The following is a 23,852-nucleotide window of genomic DNA, read 5'->3' as shown; positions in this document are numbered from 1 at the left end:
ATGCGCCGTGTGTCACGGGCGGCCCCCCGATGCCTGCGCTTGTCGCGGCTGGGCTGAGGGTTGCTGGTTGCGCAATTCGTGGCGCGACAGCTTGCCAACCGAAGTTCGGGGTAATTCATCGACGAATTCCAGCGCTGCCGGGATTTCGTGCCTGCCGAGTTTGCCGGCAAGAAACGCCTTGAGTTCATCGAGCGCGAAAGGCTTGGCGCCCGCGCGCAACTTGATGAACGCCTTTGCCGCCTCACCACGGTAATCATCGGGGACCCCGATCACGATCACCTCATGCACCGATGGATGCTCATAGATGGCCTGCTCGATCATCTGGGGATAGACGTTAAAGCCACCGCAGATGATCATGTCCTTCTTGCGATCGACCAGATAGAAATAGCCATCGCTGTCCACGTAGCCGATGTCGCCGGTCAGGAAACGATCTCCGACGAAAACCTCGGCGGTCTCCTGCGGTCGATTCCAGTATCCTTTCGTGACGTTCGGGCCCCTGATGCGGATCTCACCGACCTCGCCTGGCGCCAACACCTTTTTCGGATCGTCGAGCGCGACCACATCGAGTTCGATACCCGGCAGCATCAGGCCGATCGAGCCCGGCTTGTCCGGTCCGTCCTGCGGATGAGCGGTGCCGGGCGAGCAGGTCTCGGTCATCCCCCACCCGCTCTTTAGCTTCATGTTGGTCTTGCGTTCGAAAATCCGGGCGACCTCGACCGGCAGCGGCGCGCCACCCGACCCGCAACTGACCAGCGAGGACAGGTCACGGCTTTCGAGATCGGGGAGGCTCGCGATCGCGATCCACATGGTGGGAACGCCGGGAAACGCGGTGGCTCGCTTGACCTCGATATCGCGCATGACCGCTTCGACGTCAAAACGTTGATGCAGCGAAATCAGGTCGCCGCGCTCCAGACTGCGCAGCAGGATCACCGTGAGCGCGAAAATATGAAACAGCGGCAGCACGCAAATGACGCGCTCGATGGCATCCCGATCAGCTCGCGCCGCCTTGCCCCAGACATCGTATATCGAAACCGCCGAAGTCAGATTGCCATGGCTCAGCATGGCGCCTTTCGGCAGCCCGGTAGTGCCGCCGGTATATTGCAGAAGCGCCACGTCATCGACCGAAAGCTTTGGCCATTGTGCGGGCTTGCTTGCGCCTTCCACGAATTTGCTGAACGTCACGATCGCCGGATCGACCGGGATCGGCGCGTGCGGATTTCCAACCGCGCCCCAATGATCGTCCTCGCAGACGATCAGACGATCGAGCAGGCCCTTCTCGAGGAACTTCAGCGCCGTCGGCAGCAGCGTCGCGAGATCGCTGGTGACGAGAACGCGCGCGCCGCTGTCGGTCAACTTGTGAGCCAGCGCGCGTTCACCATCGAGCGGGCTGAGATGCACGAGACGCGCGCCGGCCTTTAGCGCGCCAAAGAAATTCACGGGATGATCGGGCGAGTTGCCGAGGAACAGCGCCACCGAACTGTTCTTGCCGTAGCCGGCGCGCAGGAAAGCCGCCGCCGCGCTCTCGACCATTGATTCCAGCGCGGCATAAGTGATCGGACGATCGCGAAATTCGATCGCCGGCCGCGCGGCATATTGCACGGCCGACTTCGCCAACAGATCAGGGACTGTTCCTTGCGCGATCGGATCGTCCCAGCGGACGCCCTGCGGATAAAACTGTTCGCCGGGATGAGTCATTGATGATCCGCGTCACGCCGCCTTCGCGGTCTGCGCGAGCGAAGCGAAGGTCTTGCCTTCCGCGGCGAGCCGCTTGAGCAGCGGCGCCGGTTCGAGCGAGGGATCGTTGGTCTCCTTGGCATAGAACGACAGCCGGTCGGCAATGTGCTTGAGCCCGACCTGGTCGGCATAGAACATCGGACCGCCGCGATAGATCGGCCAGCCGTAGCCGTACAGCCAGATCACATCGATATCGCTCGGACGCGCCGCGATCCCTTCTTCGAGGATGCGCGCGCCCTCGTTGATCATCGGGTACATCATGCGCTCGAGGATTTCATCGTCGCTGACGACGCGGCGCTTGCGCCCGAGCCGCTGCAGGGTCTCGTCGATCAGCTTCTCGACCTCGGGATCGGGCAGCGGCGCGCGCGAGCCGCCTTCATATTTGTAATAGCCTTTGCCGGTCTTCTGGCCGAAACGGCCGGCCTCGCAGAGCGCGTCGGCGATTTCCGACTTGATCCCGCGGTCCTTGCGCGACCGCCAGCCGATGTCGAGCCCGGCGAGATCGCCCATCGCGAACGGACCCATCGGCATGCCGAATTTCGTGACCACAGCATCGACCTGTTGCGGCAACGCGCCCTCGAACAATAATTTCTCGGCCTGCTTGCCGCGCTGCGCCAGCATGCGGTTGCCGACAAAGCCGTCGCATACCCCTACCACCGCCGGCACCTTGGAAATGCGGCGCGCAACCGCCACCGCCGTCACCAGCGCATCCGGCGCGGTTTTCGCCGCGCGCACGATCTCGCACAATTTCATCACATTGGCCGGGCTGAAGAAGTGCATGCCCAGCACGTCCTGCGGACGATTGGTCACTTTGGCGATCTCGTCGATGTTCAGATAGGAGGTATTGGAGGCGAGGACCGCGCCCGGCTTGGCGTGTTTATCCAGCGCGGTGAAGACCTCCTTCTTGATAGCCATGGTTTCGAACACGGCCTCGATCACCAGGTCAGCGTCCTTGACGTTCTCGATCCCGACTACGCCCTTGATTAGGCCCATCCGCTTGGCCGGCGCGTCTGCGGGAATGCCGCCGCGCGCCGCGCTGGCCTCGTAGTTCTTCTGCATTACGCCCATGCCGCGCTTGAGCTGCTCTTCGCCCGTCTCGATCAGCGTCACCGGAATTCCGGCATTGGCAAAGGACATCGCGATGCCGCCACCCATAGTGCCCGCGCCGATGATGGCGACGCGTTCGACGTTTCGAGGCTTGGTGCCTTCCGGCACGCCGGCGATCTTGGCGGCTTCGCGCTCGGAGAAGAACGCGTAACGCTGCGCTTTTGATTGATCGCTCGACACCAGCTTCAGAAAACCTTCACGTTCTTTCTTCAGCCCCTCCTCGAACGGCAGATCGATCGCCGCACCGACCGCGTCGGCGGCGGCAAACGGCGCCTCAAGGCCCCGAGCTTTCTTGGTGAGGGCCGCAACCGCATTGGTGAAGATCGAGCGATCGGCTTTTGCGGCGGCGAGCTTAGTGTCATCGTCGCGGAGCTTGCGAAGCGGACGTTTCTCCGCCAGCACCTTGCGGGCAAAGGCCTCACCGCCTGACGCCGGGCCTTCGACGATTTCATCGATCAGCCCGTTCTTGAGCGCATCCGAAGCGCTGATCGGATCGCCGCCGACGATCATCTTGACAGCAAGCTCGGGACCGACGGCGCGCGGCAGACGCTGGGTTCCACCGGCGCCCGGCAGCAGCCCGAGCTTGACCTCCGGAAGTCCGAGCCTTGCGTCCTTGGTCGCCACCCGGAAATGGCAGGCAAGCGCGACTTCAAGACCGCCGCCGAGTGCGGTGCCGTGAATGGCGGCGATGATCGGTTTTGGCGAGCTCTCCATCGTGGCCAGCACTTCGTGCAGCCCGGGCGGCTTCGGGGGCTTGCCGAATTCGGTGATGTCGGCGCCGGCGATGAAGGTCCGACCGGCGCAGGTCAGAACGATCGCCTTTACTTCGGGATCGGCGATCGCGCTCTTGATGCTGTCGAAAATACCGCCGCGAACCGCGGCGCTCAGCGCGTTCACCGGAGGACTGTTGACGGTGACAACCGCAACTGCATCATGACGCTCGAGCTTGACCACTTCGTTCACGCGACTCTCCCTCGAAATCCTGTTCTGGACTAATTTCGCATAGCGGAATTTAATTCCACATCTTGACAGCGAGGGTTATTTTGAAGCACGTCGCTTGTCAACGACATCCGTGCGCAGCAGTAGTCAATGAAACGTCCAGCCAAGAAACCGACGACCGATCGCAGTTTCGTCGTCGCACTTTCCCGCGGCCTCGATGTGTTGCGAGCATTTCAGCCCAATGACGGGCTGCTTGGAAATCAAGAGATCGCGACACGCACCAAGTTGCCGAAGCCTACCGTTTCGCGCTTGACCTACACTTTGACGAAGCTGGGTTACCTTACACCCGTTCCACGGTTCGAGAAGTATCAGCTGGCGCCCTCAGCCATGGCGCTCGGCTATGCCGCTCTTGCCAATCTCGGCGTTCGGTATTTGTCCGAGCCCTTTCGTGAGGAAGTGATGCGCGCGACCGGCGGCGCTGTTGCCATCGGCGGCCGCGACCGCACCAGCATGATTTACTTCGGCCAGAGCCGCAACGGACTCACGCTAGGCGTTCAACTCGACGTCGGCTCGCGAATTCCGATTGCAACCACCGCGATGGGACGCGCGTACATATGGGCGCTTCCAGGCGATGAGCGCGCGGCGCTGTTGCGGGAATTGCGAGAACATTACGGAAGCCGCTGGCCCCGAATGCGCGACGGCATCGAACGCGCCGGAGAGACTGTCGCCAAACACGGTTTTGCGATCTCGGCGGGCGAGTGGCAGGACGACGTGCACGCCGTCGGCGTAGCACTAAAGCTTAATGACGGAACGGGGACTTATGCGTTTAACTGTGGCGCGCCCGCATTCCGCTTCACGGAAGACCGGCTTCGGAACGATATTGGACCTCGTCTCTTGGCGATGGTAAGGAACATAGAGGCAGCACTCGGCGGGACAGCGCCGCAATCAAAAAAAGCAGAAAGCAAAAAATTGAAATCAGGAGGGAAAGTTGCACGTGTGGTCGAGGGGATCAGATAGCCTTCATTGTTGCGGCCGAAGCAGGATTTCGTCGGCGCATTCGGGGCCGGCAGCTTCGGGCGCAGCGAAATGACGCAGGCACAGCTCGCGCAGGGGCAATACCCCCTGCTCGCCGTTCGCGACGTAAGCGTCGTGTTCGGCGGCATCATCGCCTTGAACGGCGTATCCTTTGACATGCATCAGGGCCAGATCCTCGGGCTGATCGGTCCGAACGGCGCCGGCAAGACGACGCTCTTCAATTGCCTTAGCCGACTTTACCAGCCGAGCTCCGGAGACATCCTGCTGGAGGGCGACAGCATCCTGAGCCGCCCGCCGCACCGGATCGCCGAAATCGGCATCGGCCGCACTTTCCAGAACGTCGCCCTGTTCGCAAACCTGTCAGTGCTCGACAACGTTCGTGTCGGCACCCACGCGCGCACCAACAGCGATATCGTGAGCGACGGGCTCAAACTGGCATGGGTTCGCCGCGGAGAAGCCGAACTCAACGAGCGCGTTCATAACATCGTCAGCTATCTCGAACTTGATGATGTCGCCCACGTCACCGTTTCCGGCCTGCCTTTCGGCACTCAGAAACGCGTTGAGCTGGCGCGCGCGCTAGCTGCCGATCCGAAGATCCTGCTGCTCGACGAGCCGGCCGGCGGCCTCAATCATGAGGAAGTCCATGTGCTCGGCGATCTGATCCGCCGAATACGCGACGAGCGCAAAGTCACAATCCTGCTCGTCGAGCATCACATGGGGCTGGTGATGTCGATCGCCGATCATGTGGTCGCGCTGAACTTCGGCCGCAAGCTGGCCGAGGGCACGCCGGCTGCGGTGCAGTCCGACCCGGACGTCATCAAAGCGTATCTGGGGAGCAAGGACCAATGACGGCGATGCTCAACGTAAAGGATCTGCGCGCCTATTACGGCCAAGTCCAGGCGCTTCACGGCCTCGACTTCGGGCTCAACGAAGGAAGCATGACCACGCTGCTCGGCGCCAACGGCGCCGGCAAAACCACCACGTTGCGGGCGATCTGCAATATGGTGCGCTCCACCGGCGCGATTGAATTCGATGGTGCGCCGCTCGCGGGCCGCTCGACCGAGAACATCGTCCGGCTCGGCATTGCGCATGTGCCGCAAGGCCGCGGCACTTTCACCACGATGACCGTGGAGGAAAATCTTCAGCTCGGCGCGATCACCCGGCAAGACAAAGGCGGTGTAGTCTCCGACATCGAGAAAATGTACGATCACTTCCCCGTACTGAAAGAGCGGCATACCCAGCAAGCAGGCACGCTGTCGGGCGGCGAACAGCAGATGCTGGCCGTTGCCCGCGCGCTGATGTTGCGTCCGAGGCTGATGCTGCTGGATGAGCCGTCATTCGGACTGGCGCCGCTCATCGTGCGCGACCTGTTCAAGATTCTTGGCAAGATCAATCGCGAGGACAAGGTCACCATTCTGGTGGTCGAGCAGAACGCGCAGCTCGCGCTGGAACTCGCCGACAAGGCCTACGTGATCGAAACCGGACGCATCGTGATGTCCGGAAGTGCAGCCGAGATTGCGAACAACGAAGACGTTCGCAAATCCTACCTGGGATATTGAGGAGCACGGCCATGGAGCTTTTCACCAATCAAATCCTGGCTGGTATCGCGACCGGCGCCATCTATGCCTGCATGGCGCTTGCGGTCGTCATGATCTACCAGGCGATCGACCATCTGAATTTCGCCCAGGGCGAAATGGCGATGTTCTCGACCTTCATTTCATGGCAGCTGATGCAATGGGGCGTGCCGTACTGGGGAGCATTCGTGCTCACGCTGATCTTTTCCTTTGCCGGCGGCATTGCGATCGAACGGCTACTGTTCAAGCCGCTGGCGAAGGCGCCGATCCTGACCAACGTCGCCGGCTTCATCGCGCTTTATGCCATCATTAACAGCGTCGCCGGCTTGATCTGGGACTTCACGATCAAGCAATACCCGACGCCGTTCGGGTCCTCGCCATTCCTGGGCAGTCAACTGATCTCGACCCACCAGGCCGGCATGATCGGCGTTACACTGCTGCTGTTGCTCGCACTGTTCTTCTTCTTTCGCTTCACGCGGATGGGGCTGGCGATGCGCGCGGCGGCATCGCTGCCGGAATCGGCGCGGCTGGTCGGCATCAACACAAGCTGGATGATCGCCCTCGGCTGGGGCATGGCCGCTGCGATCGGGTCGATCGCCGGAATGATGATCGCGCCGGTGGTGTTCCTGGAGCCGAACATGATGCTCGGCGTGCTGATTTATGGATTCGCCGCCGCCGTGCTCGGTGGCCTGACCAGCCCGTTCGGCGCCGTGGTCGGCGGCTTCCTGGTCGGCATCTTCGAGAATCTCGTCGGAACCTATATCCCCGGCGTCGGAAACGAACTGAAGCTGCCGATCGCGTTGGCGCTGATCGTCACCGTATTGGTCATTAAGCCGGCTGGACTGTTTGGTCGTCCCATCGTGAAGCGAGTTTGATCATGAGCGCAGTTCAGGAAGTCGTTACCGAAGCGCCTGCGGTCGAGGCAGTCCCCAAGCGAGCCATGACGCTTGGCTACGGCACCTCGCTCATCATACTGGGGCTGCTGATTTTGGCGCCGATGTTCGTAAAGCACTTCATCACGTTCCAGTTGACGATGTTGCTGATTTACGGCCTCGCCGTGCTGGCGCTGAACATCCTTACAGGCGGCAGCGGGCAATTCTCACTCGGACAGAGCGCGTTCTATGCGGTGGGCGCCTATACCTCGGCAATCCTGATGGAACATGCCGGCATGAACTATGCGTTGACGCTGCCGATCTCAGGAATCATATGCTTTGGCTTCGGATTTCTATTCGGACAGCCGGCGCTGCGCTTGAGCGGCGTCTACCTGGCGCTGGCGACATTCGCGCTCGCAACGGCCATGCCGCAGCTTCTAAAGCTCGGGTATTTTGAGCACTGGACCGGCGGCGTGCAGGGCCTGGTGGTGACCAAACCGGATGCGCCGTTCGGGCTGCCGATATCGCAGGACACGTGGCTGTATTATTTCACTCTGGTCGTGACGATCGCGATTTACATCTTCGCGGTCAATCTGCTGAAGTCGCGTTCAGGCCGAGCCTTCATGGCTATACGCGACAACGAAATCGCGGCCTCCGCGATGGGCATCGATGTCGCGCTGTACAAGACTCTCGCATTTGGCGTCAGCGCTGGGATCACCGGGATCGCCGGCGGCCTGGGAGCCATAGCCGTACAGTTCGTGGCGCCAGACAGCTACACCATCACGCTGGCGATCTCGCTGTTTCTCGGCATGGTGGTCGGAGGCGTCGGCTGGCTGCCCGGGTCGATCGTGGGTTCAGCCTTCATCATCTTCGTACCGAATATAGCAGAGGGAATTTCAAAGGGCCTGTCAGGTGCTGTGTTCGGCGTGCTGCTGTTTCTTGTGATCTTCCTGGTGCCGCATGGCGCAAGGCAAGTGGCGATCGTTGCCCAGCAACTGATCGGCAAGTTCAAAAACTAAAACTCAGGAGAGATTATGCTTTCTAAACAAATAATACGTATCGCCGCGCTCTCGACGGCGGTCATTGCTTTCGCGGCCACCTCCGGCGGTGCACTCGCCCAAAAGAAATACGATACCGGGGCAACCGATACCGAGATCAAGATCGGCAACATCATGCCCTATAGCGGTCCAGCTTCAGCATACGGTGTTATCGGCAAGACCGAGGCCGCTTACTTCAACATGATCAACGCCCAAGGCGGCATCAACGGGCGGAAGATCAACTTCATCAGCTATGACGATGGCTACAGCCCTCCAAAGGCCGTCGAGCAGGCACGCAAGCTGGTCGAAAGCGACGAAGTATTGTTGGTGTTCAACCCGCTGGGCACCCCGTCCAACACGGCGATTCAGAAATACTTGAACGCAAAGAAAGTCCCGCAATTATTCGTCGCCACCGGCGCCACCAAATGGAACGATCCGAAGAACTTTCCATGGACCATGGGCTGGCAACCCAGTTACCAGAGTGAAGCGCGGATCTATGCCAAGTACCTGATGAAGGAGAAGCCGGACGCCAAGATCGCGATTCTTTTCCAGAACGATGACTTTGGCAAAGATTACCTGAAGGGACTGAAGGATGGTCTTGGCGCCAAAGCATCGATGATCGTTGCCGAAGAGAGTTACGAGACCACGGAGCCGACGATTGACAGCCACATCGTCAAGCTGAAATCGACCGGTGCGGATACTTTCATCAGCATCACCACGCCGAAATTTGCGGCGCAGGCGATCAAGAAGCTTGCGGAAATCGAGTGGAAACCCCTGCATATCGTATCCAACGTCTCTGCCTCGGTCGGAGGCGTTATGAAGCCCGCCGGATTTGAGAACGCGCAAGGCATACTATCAGCCGCCTATGCCAAGGACGGCGCCGATCCGCAGTGGGACAATGATCCAGGCATGAAGAAATTCTTTGCCTTCCTGGATAAGTACTATCCGGATGGCGACAAGCGCGATGGCTCGCTTGTGTTCGGGTACGGCGTGGCTCAAACCCTGGCCAAAGTCATCGAGATGTGCGGCGACAACCTGACGCGGGAAAACGTCATGAAGCAGGCCGCCAGCCTGAAGGACTTCGCGCCCGACACCTTGTTGCCGGGTGTGAAGATCAACACCAGCCCCACGGACTTTGCCCCGATCGAGCAGCTTCAGATGATGCGTTTCAAGGGCGAAAAGTGGGATCTGTTCGGCGATATCATCAGCGGCGAACTGAGCAACTAAACCAAGGCACGAGCCGGAAAAAGTAAGACTAGGCTTTCCTCCCGGGACTAACGCGCAAAGCATTTGTCCCGGATCAGCCTCGACTGCCGATGCGCTCACCATCGATTTAACGTAGTCGGATCATGCTCTAAGGCGATGTGGGTACCGGATCGAGGCGGCCCATTGCGTTAACCAAAGGCTCGCGGCCGCGGGTGTGATGGTGAAGAAACCTGGGCTCCAAGGCGCAGGTTCACGGGGCCGTTACGGGCGCCCTTCGACTAAATAACGCCCCCTCCGACCCCGGTCGCAGGGGGCTTTTTGTTTGATGACCCTCCGCAGAAGGTATTGAATGAACCCAGGAGCCAACAAGCGCTTCGTTAAAAAAGACGCATTCAACCAGAAAGGGAGTTGCAAATGCCAGCTATCCAATTGCGATTGGGGGCCTTCTCGGCTGCCCTCGCGATCCTCGCGGTCACTAGCAGCGGCGCGCTTGCGCAGAAAAAGTACGACGTCGGCGCCACCGACACCGAAATCAAGATCGGCAACATCATGCCTTACAGCGGTCCGGCCTCCGCTTACGGCGTGATCGGCAAGACCGAAGAAGCGTACTTCAAGAAGATCAATGCCGAAGGCGGCATCAATGGCCGCAAGATCAATTTCATCAGCTATGACGATGGCTACAGCCCGCCGAAAACGGTGGAGCAGGCGCGCAAGCTGGTGGAGAGCGACGAAGTTCTGATGATCTTCAATTCGTTGGGCACACCTCCGAACACCGCGATCCAGAAGTACATGAACGCCAAGAAGGTGCCGCAATTGTTCGTCGCCACCGGCGCCACCAAGTGGAACGATCCCAAGGACTTTCCATGGACCATGGGCTGGCAGCCGAACTACCAGAGCGAATCCAGAATTTACGCGAAATATATTCTCAAGAATGTGCCGAATGCCAAAATCGCCGTTCTTTATCAGAACGACGACTACGGCAAGGACTACCTTAAAGGCTTCAAGGACGGACTCGGCGCAAAAGCCGCCTCTATGATCGTTGCCGAGGAAAGCTATGAGACCACCGAGCCGACCATCGACTCGCATATTGTCAGACTGAAATCGACCGGCGCCGATGTGTTCTTTAACATCACCACGCCAAAATTCGCCGCGCAAGCGATCAAGAAGAACGCCGAAATCGGATGGAAGCCGTTGCACTTCCTGAACAACGTCTCCGCTTCGATCGGCAGCGTGATGAAACCGGCAGGATTTGACGCCGGCCAGGACATCATCTCGTCGTCCTACCTCAAGGACACCTCCGATCCGCAGTGGAAGAACGATGCGGGGATGAAACATTTCGACGAGTTTCTCACTAAATATTTCCCCGAGGGCAATAGGATCGACGCTTCGGTGATGTATGGCTACACCGTTGCGCAAGGGCTCGTGCACGTGCTGAAGGCATGCGGTGACAATCTCACGCGAGAGAACGTGATGAAACAGGCGGCGAGCATTCGGGATCTGGAGCTTGACGGTTTGCTGCCGGGCATCAAGGTTAATACCAGTCCAACCGACTTCGCTCCGCTCTCGCAGCTTCAATTGATGAAGTTCAAGGGCGACAGGTGGGATCTGTTCGGCGATATCATCAGCGGCGACGTTGGCGGCTGAGCGTCGACCGGCTCGGAACGGCTACTAAAGACGCAAGCCCCTGCGCCGCATCGCAGGGGCTTTTTCTTGATGCCCGCGATCAAATCGTATTGAATTGTTCCGCGCCACCAAAAATTTTGAATCAACACAGCAACTTCACGCGCAAATTTTCAAAGGGAGATCCGGAATGCGTTTTAGTACCAGCAGCCTCGCTATTGCCTCGACCGCCTTCGTTGTGCTCGCGGCCTCGGCCAGTGGCGCGCTCGCTCAAAAGAAATACGATACCGGCGCCACCGATACGGAAATCAAGATCGGCAACATAATGCCGTATAGCGGCCCGGCTTCCGCCTATGGCGTGATCGGCAAGACCGAAGCCGCCTATTTCAAGAAGATCAACGATGCCGGCGGCATCAACGGCCGCAAGATCAACTTCATCAGCTATGACGACGGCTACAGCCCGCCGAAGACGGTCGAGCAGGCGCGCAAGCTGGTCGAAAGTGACGAGGTGCTTTTCATCTTCAATTCGCTCGGCACGCCGCCAAATTCGGCGATTCACAAATACATGAATGCCAAAAAGGTGCCGCAGCTGTTCGTCGCCACCGGCGCCACCAAGTGGAATGATCCGAAGGACTTCCCCTGGACCATGGGCTGGCAGCCGAACTATCAGAGCGAGTCGCGGATCTACGCCAAATATCTCCTGAAGGAGAAACCCGCCGCCAAGATCGCGGTGCTGTATCAAAACGACGATTACGGCAAGGACTACCTGAAGGGCCTGAAGGACGGGCTCGGCGGCAAGGCCGCTTCGATGATCATCGCCGAGGAAAGCTTCGAGACCACCGAGCCGACCGTCGACTCTCATATCGTCAGATTGAAATCGACGGGCGCCGATGTGTTCGTCAATATCTCGACGCCCAAGTTCGCTGCCCAGGCGATCAAGAAAATCGCCGAGATCGGGTGGAAGCCGCTCCACATCCTCAACAACGTCTCGGCCTCGGTCGGCAGCGTGATCAAGCCGGCCGGGTTTGAGAACGCTCAGGATATCATTTCCGCCGCCTATCTGAAGGATGTCTCGGATCCGCAGTGGGACAAGGACCCGGGGATGAAAGAGTTTCTCGACTTTCTCGCCAAGGACTTTCCGGAGGGCAACAAGCTCGATGGCTCGGTGGTGGTCGGCTATGGCGTTGCGCAAACCCTGGTTCAGGTGCTCAAGCAATGCGGTGACAATCTCACCCGCGAGAACATCATGAAACAGGCAGCGAGCCTGAAGGATTTCCGCACCGAAGTCCTGCTGCCCGGCATCAAAATCAACACCAGTCCGACCGATTTCGCTCCCATCAGCCAGCTTCAACTGATGAAATTCAAGGGCGACAAGTGGGAGCTGTTCGGCGACATCGTCTCTGGCGACGTCGGGGGCTAACCGGCCGAACGGCGCCCTGCTGCTAGCTATTGCAACCTCCGCAGCTTGCTGCGGGGGTTTTCTTTTGGCCCAATCGACGTGATAACCGTCGTTGGATGTTTCTAGCTCAATTCCAGTGAAGCCATGACCGACCGACGCCCTCTCTTGCGCGCGATTTTCGATGCGGCCGTAGCCGCGGCGCACCCTGACATCGTGCTGCGCGCGCATCTGAGACCGGTGCCGAAAGGCCGGGTCATATGTCTCGCCGCCGGCAAGGCGGCAGCGACGATGGCAGCGGCCGCGGAGCGGTATTATCTCGACGAACTTGGACTCGCGCCCTCGCTTCTCCTTGGGGTTGCGACCACGCGTCACGGCCATCGCGTGTCGACGCGCCGGATCGAGGTGATTGAAGCCGGTCATCCCGTTCCTGACGAGGCGGGGTTGAAAGGCGCCGAGCAAGCTTTGCGGCTGGCCGAGGACGCCGGCGCCGACGATCTGCTGCTGGTGTTGTTGTCGGGCGGCGGCTCCGCCAACTGGATCGCACCCGTAAATGGCGTGTCGTTCGCGCAGAAACAGCAGCTGACCCGGGCGCTGTTGCGCTCGGGCGCGCCGATCGGAGAGGTCAATACCGTTCGCAAGCACCTGTCGCGGATCAAGGGCGGCCGTCTGGCGCGCGCCGGCAAGCGCGCCGAAATCGCAACGCTGGCGATCTCGGATGTTCCGCATGACGATGCATCCGCGATCGCCTCCGGGCCGACCGTGCCGGATCCAACCACGCTTGCCGATGCGCGCGCCATTGTCGCCAAGTACGACCTCAGGCTCGAGGACGCGATCGCCCGCGCGCTGGACGATGCCGGCAACGAGAGCTGCAAGCCCGGCGACCCGGCCTTTGCGCGCGCGCAATTTGAAATCATCGCACGGCCGAGAACCTCGCTCGACGCCGCGATCGCGGCGGCCAAGTCCGCCGGCTACGATATCATCGACCTCGGCGCCGATCTCGAGGGCGAGGCGCGCAGTGTCGCCGCCGATCATGCTGGACTCGCGCTGAAGGCGCGCAGCCAAGGCGGACGGGTCGCGATCCTGTCCGGAGGCGAACTCACGGTCACCGTGCGCGGCAATGGCCGCGGCGGTCCCAACCAGGAATATGCGCTGGCGCTGACCGCATTGCTCAAGGACACCTCCGGAATTTCCGCGCTCGCGGCGGATACCGATGGCGCCGATGGTGGCGCGGGTAGCGCGACCGACCCCGCCGGAGCGATCATCGATCATCACACCTTTATCAGGATGCAATCGCTCGGCCTCGACCCTGCAGCCTACCTCGACAACAACGATGCCACTGCCTTCTTTGCAGCGACCGGCGATCTGTTGTTGACCGGTCCGACGCTGACGAACGTCAATGACATCAGGGCCATCCTGGTGGACGGGAACCGGATGGCCTAGCGCTTGTAAAGACATCGCTTGAAAAGACATCGCCTCAAAGCTCGCGTGCGATGGTCGCCAGCATTTCCAGCAGCGCGGTCCGCTTCGCGGGTCCCAAGATCTCGTTGATACGCGTCTCATGCTTGGCGGCCACCAGCTTCTTTGCTCGCGCCAGCACCGCCCGTCCCTTCTCGGTCAAAACGATAATGTGCGAGCGGCGGTCGCTGGTCGAGCGTATCCGCGTACAGAGATCGCGCGTCTCGAGGCTGTCGAGCATTGCGACGAAATTCGGCCTCAAAATTCCGAGCGTATTGGCGACTTCGGTTTGATTGCGGCCAGGATTCTTGTCGAGCAGCAAAAGCACCGAAAACTGCGCCGGCGTCAGTTGCAGCGGCGCGACGCAGCGAAGAAAATGTTCGAAAATCCTCAATTGCGCGCGCTTGAGCGAATACCCCAACAGTTCGGATAGTTCGCCCATCTGCATCGAAGCCGCTCCCGCCACCTCCGCAGGCTGCTTGCCGGTGATGCGGGACGTCTTGCCGGCTGTCGCCGCTGCGGCTTTTGAAACGGTCATCGCGATGCTCGCAATCGAGGTCAGGTTTGCCGGCCGATACGGCCGAGTGTTGCAGGCTCACCCCTGCATGAATTTCTTGATGATTTCCGGCGGCACCGCTGCCGATTTCAGCCGCGCCGGATCATCCGGATGGCGCCCCACCAGCACACGGGTCTCGAATGCCTCGATGGCGAGCACTTGGCCTTTGAACACCTTGTGGATCACCTCGAAGCTGGAGCGCTTGAAACTTTCCACGCGGGTCTCGATAGCGATCCAGTCGCCATGAGTCGATGCGACATAGAATTTCGCCCGCGTATCCACCATCGGGATGCCAACCAGTCCGTATTTCTTGATGATGTCCTGCTTGGAAAAACCGGCGGCCTCGAACATAATCGAGGTCGAGTCATCGAACATTTCGAAGTAACGCGGGTAATAGACGATATTGGCGGGATCGCAGTCGCCCCACTGAATCTGCACGTCTCTGCGGTTGACGAACATGCCGGTGCTCTATCGCGCCACTATCGAGGCGCCATGCGCAGCGCGGCATCGAGCCGCACGACTTCGCCATTCAGATACGGATTGTCGATCATGTGCAGCGCCAGCGAGGCGAATTCGTCGGCCTGACCGAGCCGGCGCGGGAATGGAATCGATGCGGCCAGGCTGTCTTGTGCCTCCTGCGGCAGATTTGCCAGCAGCGGCGTGAGGAACAGGCCCGGCGCAATGGTCAGTACGCGGATGCCGAACTGCGCGAGTTCGCGCGCGATCGGTAGCGTCATTGCGACGATGCCGCCCTTCGAGGCCGAGTAGGCTGACTGACCGATCTGGCCATCATACGCCGCGACCGACGCGGTCGAGATCACCACGCCGCGCTCGCCGGTCGATAGCGGATCGAGCTTTGACATCTCGGCGGTCGCAAGCCGCAGCATGTTGAACGAGCCGATCATATTGACCCGGATCACCCTGTCGAAATCGGCAAGCGGCATTGGCCCGTCGCGGCCGATCACCCGTTTCGCAACACCGATACCGGCGCAATTGACCAGCACCCTCGCCGCTCCATGCGCCTTGGTCGCGGTGGCAATCGCGGCTTCCGCCGAGGCCGCATCGGCAACATCGCAGACCACCGCGATTCCCTTGAGTTCGGCGGCAACGCTTTCGGCGAGCTTGGCATTGAGATCGCAGATGGCGACTTTGGCGCCTTGGGCAGCGAGCCTGCGCGCGGTCGCAGCACCTAATCCAGATGCACCGCCGGTGACGATTGCGGCCTGATCTTTCAATTGCATATTAGACCCCTCGGGTGATTGATTTCGAATTAGCTAAAGCGCGATCACGTGTTTTGGCGGTGTGGGTGAATAACATGCCTCGATGAGGGAGCCCCGCGCGTTCAGCAGGGCACGCTGGTTGATCGAGCCCTTGTCGGTGACTTCGCCGCGATCGATCGAGAGCGGCGTGTCGATCAGGACCGCGCGGGTAATCCGTGTCGAGGAGCCGGTCGATAACGTCGTGAATTTTGCGAACCGCTCGCGGAACGCATCGCGGATCGCGGGGTCCGCCGCCGTGATGGCAACATCGTCGGGCGGAAGCGCTGGGTTGATCAGCCGGCAGCCATCGAGATCGAGAACGACCAGCGCCGATATTTCGTCGCGATTGATCCCGGCAATCACCACGTCGCGCACCAATGGCGCGCAGGCCGCAATAAAGCGCGCGCGCAGCGGTCCTACGCTCACCCAGGTGCCGCTGGCGAGCTTGAAATCTTCGGCGATGCGGCCATCGAAATCGAAGCCGGCGTTGAAATCATCCGGGTCCGTCGGCTTGATCGCGTCTCCCAATCTATAAAAGCCCTCTTCGTCGAATGCGGCGGCGGTAAGTTCCGGCTGCCGCCAGTAGCCAGGCGTGACGTTCGGTCCCTTGGCGCGAACCTCGAGCTTGCCGTTAGTTGGAACAAGCTTCGCTTCGTTGCCGGGCACCGGCAGCCCGACATGACCTGAGCGGCTCGTGAGCGGATTGGCCGACATGAAAAAGGGGGCTGTTTCCGTGGCGCCGAGTCCGGTCAGCATGGGTACGCGAAAGCCGGTCTCCTGCACGCTGAGTTCGTCGAGACTGTTCCAAACAAACGGCGACATCGCCGCTCCGGAAAAGAACATCGCGTGCAGCCGATGAAAAAATCTGGCGCGCAATGCCTTGTCATCGCGCAAATATGGCAGCAACGATTCATATCCTTTGGGGACATTGAAATATACCGTCGGGGAAATCTCGGCGAGATTGCGCACCGTCTCTTCGATGCCGCCGGGCATCGGCTTGCCGGCATCGAGATACATCGATCCACCATTAAATAGCGTCAGTCCGATATTGTGATTGCCGCCGAAGGTGTGATTCCATGGCAGCCAGTCGACAATCACCGGCGGCTCGTCCTTTAGAAACGCCATTGTTTCACGGATCATCACCTGATTGGCGCACAGCATCCGTTGAGTATTGATCACGGCCTTTGGATTGCCCGTCGATCCCGACGTCAGCAGGAATTTCGCTATCGTGTCCGGCCCGATTGCATCGTGAGCTGCATCCAGCGATGGATGCAGCGGTGTCGACTTCAACTCAGCCAGGGTGGTTACATCTCGGACGGACAGCACACCGCGGGAGGCGGCGATTTCGGCATCCGCTGGAACGTTCGCTGCCATCGCATGCGCGAACGTGTCCGCATCATCGGCGAATACAAGCCCGGGTGTAAGCAGCTTCATCAGAAAGCCAAGCTTGCCGTAGTCCTTTGAGATCAACGAATAGGCCGGAGACACCGGACAGAATGGGACGCCTGCATAGAGCGATCCGAACGCGACCAGCGCGTGATCGATCGAATTGCCGGAGAGGATCACGACCGGCCTGCCGGCCGAGAGGCCGCGCGCTAACAGGCTGGAGGCGATATGCTGGCTTGCGGCAAGCATTTGCGAATAGGTGATCTGCCGCCATCCGCCGTCACGGTCGCGCTCCGCCATGAAAATGCGATTGGGTTCGGCGCTGGCCCAATGATGCAGCAGATCGGTCAGCCGAGGCGGATATTCGCCGAGCTCCGCCTTGGGGCGGAGATAAATGATTCCGTCGTGACGCCGTCCGACCGTGACCGCCGGATCGCTGAACGAAATCGGGCGCAGCGGCGCGGCGTTTCGCGCGGTCGGAACGGCTGTATTGGATTTTGCGCTCATGTCAGGGGGCTTCGCATTGGCCTTGCGGCCGAGCGACGCCCGGGCGCTTCGCTTCGTTGTCGCTTTGGACCCGCGTCACCATCCAGGATTCCATCAGCAGCCCGGTTTGGAAATTGGCCTCGGGGACTCACAAGCATTGCCTGCAGCACAGCGAATTCGTAAGCGGCGAATTACTGGCGATCTGCTCAGCCAATGCATTGCCTTTGTCAGCGCGCCGCCTTCTTTGGTCAGGTATCGGGTGAAGCCACGGCGCTGTCGGGTTTGCCATCGGGTAAAAGCGGCCTCTCAGTGTAATAATTATAATCTATAACCATAGACCGGGAGTCAATATGAGGAGAAGCGACAGGAAGTTTGAATCCGTATTGCGAGCGCAAGCGAACCAATCCATGGGCCGACACGCCAACAAAAAAGCTGGATTGCTTCGTCGAGTTCGCTCCTCGCAATGACGGCTCGCTCTTTCTTATCCCTCCCACTTTGTGGGGAGGGAGGGCACATCGTGAGCGGTGCGAACGATGTGACGGGTGGAGGGTTATTTCATGCCTCGCGAGCTACCCCCACCCGGCGCTTCGCGCCGCCCTCCCCACTAAGATCGGGGGAGGGATGAAGACCGATGTCAAATTCACACACCACCCACACCTCTCCGATCTCGCTGCGCATTCCCGCGCGAGTTGGCCAACGTGTAGAGCCATCTGAAACTCAGAGGGCGCAGGGAATGCCGGGCGCACGATGCACCCGCAGCCTCGCATGCAAAATAGAAAAGCATACGAGTAAGTCACCACAGGTTCACCGAAATCATCCGGCATTCCCCGCGCAATGGTTTTACGACTTATAACGTGATCTCCCCGGTGATCGGGCTTGTTGTCACCGTCATCGGCGGGACACCTCCCGCCAACTTGACGCCAGCGTCGAGGCGTCAGAACCACACGATTTCGTCGTCCGCTTCACGTGCCGTTCGTCAGCGGCACATCAGCGTCCATCGCATCCCGCCCCGCGTTCGTGACGATCGCGATCGCCCCTCGATGGACCGAGACGGCGGCGCTTATGAAGTGATTTGCGTCAGGCGAGAACGGAAATATTTTCGCGAACAGGGGCTGGACAGCGAACTAGCTGATTTGACCGTCGGGCAAAGTTGGCACTGTTTCTTCGACCGAAGGTCTCCACAAAGGGTACGAAAAGCACTCACAGCACCTGATGCACATCGATCACCACCCGATCAGCGTGACGCGCGGCTGAACCGATAAACAGTGATTCCATCAGCCAGCGATATTTCTCCGCCCCGGTTTCGAATTTCGGCACGGTACGAAAATAAATCAAATTGGGATCAACCGGCTCGCCACGCTTGAGCTTCTGCAACAGCCCGATCGGGCCGAAGCGAATACCCCTGTTCTCGACGTAGATCACCGCGCCATCATCGGTCTCGAAGGCGTATTTCGCCTCAAGTTCGATCAGCTCGTTGGGTCGGATGACCTGGAAGTCAGCGCCGAACGCGCAGACGTTGCCGTTAACGTCCGGCCCGCGAACCTCTCCGCCGATAATCGGGATAATCCGTCGGACGCCATGACCGATGTCGCCGGCGGACGTGACCTCGCCGATATAGGCAGTGATGGTAAACGCATATCTGGTTTGCAGCACGGGCGCCATCAGTCACCTCAAGCTTCACGGCTTTAGGGCAGTCGAAATCAGTGAACCATCATGCGTTGCGGCAACCAGGTCGCCAGCAACGGAAATAGGATCAGGATGACGAGTCGAACCAGATCGGTCGCCACAAACGGGATCACGCCTTTGAAGATGGTGGCAAACGACACGTCCTTGACGACGCTCTTGATCACAAACACGTTCATCCCGACGGGCGGATGAATCAGGCCGAGCTCAACGGTCATGACGATGATGACGCCGAACCAGATCGGGTCGAACCCGAGATGCGAGATGACCGGAAAAATAATCGGCACCGTGAGGATGATCATCGCCATCGCGTCCATCAGGCAGCCGAGCACCAGGTACATCAGCATGATGAGCGCAAGCACGCCGTAGCTGCCAAGGCCAAGCCCGGTGAGGAATTCGGTGACCTTCTGGGGCGTTTGCGTCACCGTCAGGAAATATCCAAAAATCAGCGCTCCGATCAAAACCGTGAACACCGCGGCCGCGGTCCGCGTCGCCTGCAGCAGCGAGGCAAGGATCTTTTCCTTGTCCAGCCGTCCGGTGAGAACGCCGATCAGGAACGCGCCGGTTGCTCCGACCCCGCCGGCTTCGGTCGGCGTGAAGCGCGGCAGGAATGGCAGGCCGTAAAGCCCGCCAATCACAAACACGAACAGCAGCACCGGCGCCCAAATGTCCTTTAGACCGGCCATCCGCTCACGCCAGGTGGTGTAGGTGCCCTTGGGCAAAAATCCCGGACGGAAATAGCCGATCAGCGCTATCGTGATCATGTACATCGTCATCGCGAGCAGGCCGGGAATAATGCCGGCGATGAACAGCTTGCCGATATCCTGCTCGGTGATGATGCCGTACACGGCCAGCACCGTGGAAGGCGGCAACATGGCTCCAAGCGTGCCGCCTGCAGCGATCACACCGGTCGCAAAGGATTGCGGATATCCGAAGCGACGCATTTCCGGATAGGCGACGGCGGAAAACGTCGCAGCGGTGGCAACCGATGACCCGCAGATCGCAGCGAACCCGCCGCAGGCGGCGACGGTCGCAATCCCCAAGCCGCCCCGCAGATGCCCGACAAAGCCGTTTGCTGCACGGAACAGGTCGCGGCTCATGCCGGAATTGCTGACGAAGGTACCCATCAGCAGGAACATCGGAATGACCCCGAACGTATAGTCGGTCACGGTCCGCATCGAGGTCTGGCCAACCAGTTTCAAAGCCGGCGTGCCGCCGACCAGGTAACTGAAGCCGGAGACGCCGACCAACCCCATTGCCATTCCAACGGGCACGCGCAGCAGCATCAGTGCAAACAGCGCGACAAATCCCAGGAGAGCGACGGCATCTGTGCTCATGGCGTTATTCCGTGGCCTTGAGCTGGGGGTCGTGCATCTGTTCCGGATGGAAAACCAGCCGATAAGTGCGGATTGCAATCAACAGGACCGCGGAAACGTCGCCGGCCCAGGCGATCGCGAAAAAAGGCCAAGTCGGCATGTGCATGTCGAATGTGGTGACGTGGTCGTTATAGGTACCGCGGACTTTGTCGAACAATGTCCAGGTTTGCACGGTCACCACGAACAAAAGAACCAGCGTCGCAAACACATCGATGATGCGTTGGTACTTCGGGCCTACATTGGCCCACACCAGGTCGACCGTAATGTGCGTCCCGCGATAACTGGTGGCGGCGATCCCCCAGAAGATCAGAATACCCAGCAGCATGCGGCCGATATCGAACGAATCCGGTATCGAGTAGTTGAAAAGATTGCGCAGCAGCACCGCCAGAAAGATGTTGACGGCTACGATGCCGACGAAGGCGGCCGCGATCCATTCGATGGTATCGATGAAACGATCCATAGAGGCACGCTTCATGTCCGCTCCAGATGACGGCCGGTTGAAGAAAAACGGCGACAGAAGATTCCGTCGCCGCAGCCTGAATAGTCGGTGACGGTTACTGCGCCAGTGCGTTGTACTTGGTGAGCGAGGCGCGCAGTTCGTTCATGGCCGCATCCGGATCGACGCCGGTCTTCTTGACGCCTTCCGCCCAGGTCTTGATCAGCGGCTCTGACGCTTTCTTCCACAATGCAGTCTGGTCCGGTGTCAGCTTGTAGACTTCGTGACCTTCCTCCGCCTTTACCTTCTCGATTCCAGCATCTTCGAAGTTGCCCCACGGTTCGCCGACCCGGCCTGCGGCCTCGGTATTGCAGTTGTCGTCAATCGCCTTTTTCTGGCGGTCCGACATCTGGTTGTATTTGTCCTTGTTCATCACGAAAGCAAATGTCGTGACATAAAGCGGCGCATCCATATCGTACTTCGTCACCTTGTCGATGCCGAACAGCACCAGTGATCCCCAAGGGAATGTGACAGCGTCGGCCACACCACGTTCAATAATGTCGCGCACTTCCGGTGCCGAGGACTGCACATTAGTGCCGCCAAGAAGCGTGACGAAATTGGCCATGGTGGCATGGGCAGGCCGGATCTTCATGCCCTTGACGTCGTCAGGCACTACGATCTTCTTGGTGCGCGAGTGAAATGAGGACGGCGAATGGATGAAGGCCAGGCAGAACTTGACATCCTTCATCTCCTTCTCGGCATATTTGCGGTACCACGCATCGAGCGCCATCGAGCCGCCCTTGGCCTGTGACATCAGGAACGGAAGTTCACCCGCGCCGATGATCGGAAAACGGCCCGGCTGGTAACCGGGATTGACATAGGTAATGTCCGCAATGCCGTCGCGCGCCATGTCGTAATGATCGAACGCCTTGCCGAGCTGCTGCGCGGGATAGACCTTGGATTTGATCGTGCCCCCGGATGCCTTTTCAACCGCAGCGCCCCAGTCCTCCAGCGCCTTCTGCAGCGGGTGCGATGCCGGCACCCAGTGCGACAACTTCAGCTCGAAAGTTTTTTCCTGCGCGAATGCAGGCGTCACGCTGGCGGCCAACAGCAACGCCAAGAACGTCTTCCTCATCGACATCTTCTCCCTTGATGCAGGCTGAATGACCTTTGCACTTATTGTTATATGATATAACCATCATTGCAAGCACGCGCGGCCGCTGGCACCGGCTCAGTTCAAGCCTATTACAAACAGAGGGGCAAGTATTTGCGGACGAAAGTAGCAATCATTGGCGCGGGGCCGGCGGGATTGCTGCTGGGGCAATTGCTTCACGCTTACGGAATCGACAATGTCATCCTGGAGCGCCAGACGCCCGACTATGTGCTCGGTCGCATCCGCGCCGGTCTGCTCGAAGAGGGCACGGTGGCCCTGCTCGATGAAGTCGGCGCGGGCGAGCGCGCCCACCGCGAGGGACTCGTCCATGAAGGAATCGAGCTGGCTTTCGGCGGCGCGCGGCATCGGATCGCGATGAAGGCCGCCACCGGGAAGACTGTAATGATCTACGGCCAGACCGAAGTCACCCTCGATCTGATGAACGCGCGCAAAGCGGCGGGTCTGACCAGCATCTATCAAGCCGCCGACGTCATGCCGCACGATTTCGATACTGATCATCCGCGCGTAAGCTATCGAAGGGATGGCGTCGCCCACGAGCTCGCTTGCGATTTCATCGCGGGTTGTGACGGCTCACATGGCGTGAGCCGCGCGAGCGTGAAGGCTTCAGCGATCCAGACCTTTGAGCGGATCTACCCGTTCGGATGGCTCGGGATTCTATCGGAAACGCCGCCGGTCTCGCACGAATTGATCTATTCAAATCATGCGCGGGGGTTTGCGCTTTGCACGATGCGCTCGACGCACCGCAGCCGCTACTATCTGCAATGTCCGCTTGAGGATCGCATCGAGCAATGGCCGGACGATCGATTCTGGGATGAACTGAAACGGCGGCTTGACCGCAAAGCGGTCGACGACCTCGTCACCGGACCCTCGATCGAAAAGAGCATCGCGCCTTTGCGCAGCTTCGTGGCCGAGCCGATGCGGTTCGGCCGGATGTTCCTGGCCGGCGATGCCGCGCACATTGTGCCGCCGACCGGCGCCAAGGGACTCAATCTCGCCGCCAGTGACGTGCATTATCTCTCGCTGGCATTTCGTGAATTTTACGACGAGAGGTCTTCCGCAGGGATCGACGGCTATTCCGCGAAAGCGTTGTCGCGGGTCTGGAAGGCGGTTCGTTTCTCCTGGTGGATGACCTCGATGCTGCACAAGTTTCCCGATCAAGGCGAATTCGGTGCGCGCATTCAGCTTGCCGAGCTCGACTATCTCGTCAGCTCCAAGGCGGCCTCGACGTCGCTATCGGAAAACTACGTCGGCCTGCCCTATTAGGCATCCGCGCGAAATCGGCTGCGGCACTCGCGAAACACGTTTAAAACTTTGTAAGCGGTGAAATCGACCCAGGGTTCGCGCTAATGCTGGTGATTGCATCAGAACACGCGAGCTTCCGTCATGGTCAACGTGAATATGGTCAACGTGAATACAGAGGTCCCCGAAGGTTTCGAGCGTCACTTCCGGCAAAGCCCCCTCACCGATCCATGGGAGCCGTTGTATTCGAAGCGAACCGAGAAAGCTGTCATCATCGGA

Annotated in this window: 20 protein-coding genes; 10 read left to right on the top strand and 10 right to left on the bottom strand. The window is 59.7% G+C overall.

The features are described 5' to 3' along the window. Positions 1–12: 12 nt before the first annotated feature. Both pimA and VJV58_RS18085 read right to left on the bottom strand, forming a co-directional pair. Positions 13–1,695, bottom strand: coding sequence for a dicarboxylate--CoA ligase PimA (pimA, locus tag VJV58_RS18090; RefSeq protein ID WP_324138735.1), 1,683 nt, complete (start codon positions 1,693–1,695; stop codon positions 13–15). A gap of 12 nt (positions 1,696–1,707) precedes the next feature. Then, entirely contained in the window at positions 1,708–3,804 is a 2,097-nt protein-coding gene (locus VJV58_RS18085; protein ID WP_324138734.1) for a 3-hydroxyacyl-CoA dehydrogenase NAD-binding domain-containing protein, read from the bottom strand. Positions 3,805–3,930: 126 nt separating this feature from the next. Between VJV58_RS18085 and VJV58_RS18080 the strand changes: the two genes are divergently transcribed. The 9 genes from VJV58_RS18080 to VJV58_RS18040 all read left to right on the top strand — a co-directional run bounded on the left by VJV58_RS18080 (position 3,931) and on the right by VJV58_RS18040 (position 13,963). Next, positions 3,931–4,797 (top strand): IclR family transcriptional regulator, encoded by an 867-nt coding sequence (locus VJV58_RS18080; protein ID WP_324138733.1) that lies wholly within the window; start codon positions 3,931–3,933, stop codon positions 4,795–4,797. Positions 4,798–4,866: 69 nt separating this feature from the next. Further along, a complete protein-coding gene (locus tag VJV58_RS18075) occupies positions 4,867–5,664 on the top strand; it encodes an ABC transporter ATP-binding protein (RefSeq protein ID WP_324138732.1) in 798 nt (265 codons plus the stop codon). Next, entirely contained in the window at positions 5,661–6,374 is a 714-nt protein-coding gene (locus VJV58_RS18070; protein WP_324138731.1) for an ABC transporter ATP-binding protein, read from the top strand. The genes VJV58_RS18075 and VJV58_RS18070 overlap by 4 nt, the downstream gene beginning before the upstream one ends. Before the next feature lie 11 nt (positions 6,375–6,385). Further along, positions 6,386–7,264, top strand: coding sequence for a branched-chain amino acid ABC transporter permease (locus tag VJV58_RS18065; RefSeq protein ID WP_324138730.1), 879 nt, complete (start codon positions 6,386–6,388; stop codon positions 7,262–7,264). 2 nt (positions 7,265–7,266) lie between these two features. Continuing rightward, a complete protein-coding gene (locus tag VJV58_RS18060) occupies positions 7,267–8,280 on the top strand; it encodes a branched-chain amino acid ABC transporter permease (RefSeq protein WP_324138729.1) in 1,014 nt (337 codons plus the stop codon). Positions 8,281–8,295: 15 nt separating this feature from the next. Then, positions 8,296–9,525 (top strand): ABC transporter substrate-binding protein, encoded by a 1,230-nt coding sequence (locus VJV58_RS18055; protein ID WP_324138728.1) that lies wholly within the window; start codon positions 8,296–8,298, stop codon positions 9,523–9,525. 393 nt (positions 9,526–9,918) lie between these two features. After that, a complete protein-coding gene (locus VJV58_RS18050) occupies positions 9,919–11,148 on the top strand; it encodes an ABC transporter substrate-binding protein (RefSeq protein ID WP_324138727.1) in 1,230 nt (409 codons plus the stop codon). 166 nt (positions 11,149–11,314) lie between these two features. Then, positions 11,315–12,544 carry an ABC transporter substrate-binding protein gene (locus VJV58_RS18045; protein ID WP_324138726.1) on the top strand — a complete coding sequence of 410 codons (1,230 nt, stop codon included), beginning with the start codon at positions 11,315–11,317 and terminating at the stop codon, positions 12,542–12,544. 123 nt (positions 12,545–12,667) lie between these two features. Then, positions 12,668–13,963 (top strand): glycerate kinase type-2 family protein, encoded by a 1,296-nt coding sequence (locus VJV58_RS18040; RefSeq protein WP_324138725.1) that lies wholly within the window; start codon positions 12,668–12,670, stop codon positions 13,961–13,963. A 34-nt stretch (positions 13,964–13,997) separates the two neighbouring features. Here the strand turns inward: VJV58_RS18040 and VJV58_RS18035 are convergent, their stop codons facing one another. The 8 genes from VJV58_RS18035 to VJV58_RS18000 form a co-directional block, all read right to left on the bottom strand. After that, positions 13,998–14,516 (bottom strand): MarR family transcriptional regulator, encoded by a 519-nt coding sequence (locus tag VJV58_RS18035; RefSeq protein WP_324138724.1) that lies wholly within the window; start codon positions 14,514–14,516, stop codon positions 13,998–14,000. 57 nt (positions 14,517–14,573) lie between these two features. Next, positions 14,574–14,993, bottom strand: coding sequence for a thioesterase family protein (locus tag VJV58_RS18030; RefSeq protein ID WP_324138723.1), 420 nt, complete (start codon positions 14,991–14,993; stop codon positions 14,574–14,576). A gap of 20 nt (positions 14,994–15,013) precedes the next feature. Next, the gene (locus tag VJV58_RS18025; protein ID WP_324138722.1) at positions 15,014–15,775 is read right to left on the bottom strand and encodes an SDR family NAD(P)-dependent oxidoreductase; all 762 of its coding nucleotides are present in this window, start codon (positions 15,773–15,775) and stop codon (positions 15,014–15,016) included. Between the two features lie 33 nt (positions 15,776–15,808). Then, complete coding sequence (locus VJV58_RS18020; protein ID WP_324138721.1) at positions 15,809–17,686, bottom strand: feruloyl-CoA synthase; 1,878 nt, start codon at positions 17,684–17,686, stop codon at positions 15,809–15,811. A 1,179-nt stretch (positions 17,687–18,865) separates the two neighbouring features. Next, positions 18,866–19,327: a DUF3237 domain-containing protein gene (locus tag VJV58_RS18015; protein WP_414641524.1), complete on the bottom strand. Its 462-nt coding sequence runs from the start codon at positions 19,325–19,327 to the stop codon at positions 18,866–18,868. Positions 19,328–19,365: 38 nt separating this feature from the next. Further along, positions 19,366–20,685, bottom strand: coding sequence for a TRAP transporter permease (locus tag VJV58_RS18010; RefSeq protein WP_324138720.1), 1,320 nt, complete (start codon positions 20,683–20,685; stop codon positions 19,366–19,368). A gap of 4 nt (positions 20,686–20,689) precedes the next feature. Next, positions 20,690–21,199 carry a TRAP transporter small permease gene (locus VJV58_RS18005; RefSeq protein WP_324138719.1) on the bottom strand — a complete coding sequence of 170 codons (510 nt, stop codon included), beginning with the start codon at positions 21,197–21,199 and terminating at the stop codon, positions 20,690–20,692. A 79-nt stretch (positions 21,200–21,278) separates the two neighbouring features. Next, on the bottom strand, positions 21,279–22,295 hold the full coding sequence (locus VJV58_RS18000) for a TRAP transporter substrate-binding protein (RefSeq protein ID WP_324138718.1): 1,017 nt from the start codon (positions 22,293–22,295) through the stop codon (positions 21,279–21,281). A gap of 132 nt (positions 22,296–22,427) precedes the next feature. Here VJV58_RS18000 and pobA point away from each other — a divergent pair, with 132 nt between their 5' ends. Continuing rightward, a complete protein-coding gene (gene pobA / locus VJV58_RS17995; RefSeq protein WP_324138717.1) occupies positions 22,428–23,597 on the top strand; it encodes a 4-hydroxybenzoate 3-monooxygenase in 1,170 nt (389 codons plus the stop codon). The last annotated feature ends 255 nt before the right edge of the window (positions 23,598–23,852 follow it).

The sequence above is a fragment of the Bradyrhizobium sp. genome (assembly GCF_035273305.1).
Lineage (GTDB): Bacteria > Pseudomonadota > Alphaproteobacteria > Rhizobiales > Xanthobacteraceae > Bradyrhizobium.
Note: the sequence above shows the minus strand (reverse complement) of the source record. Positions and strands in the feature narration are given on the sequence as shown.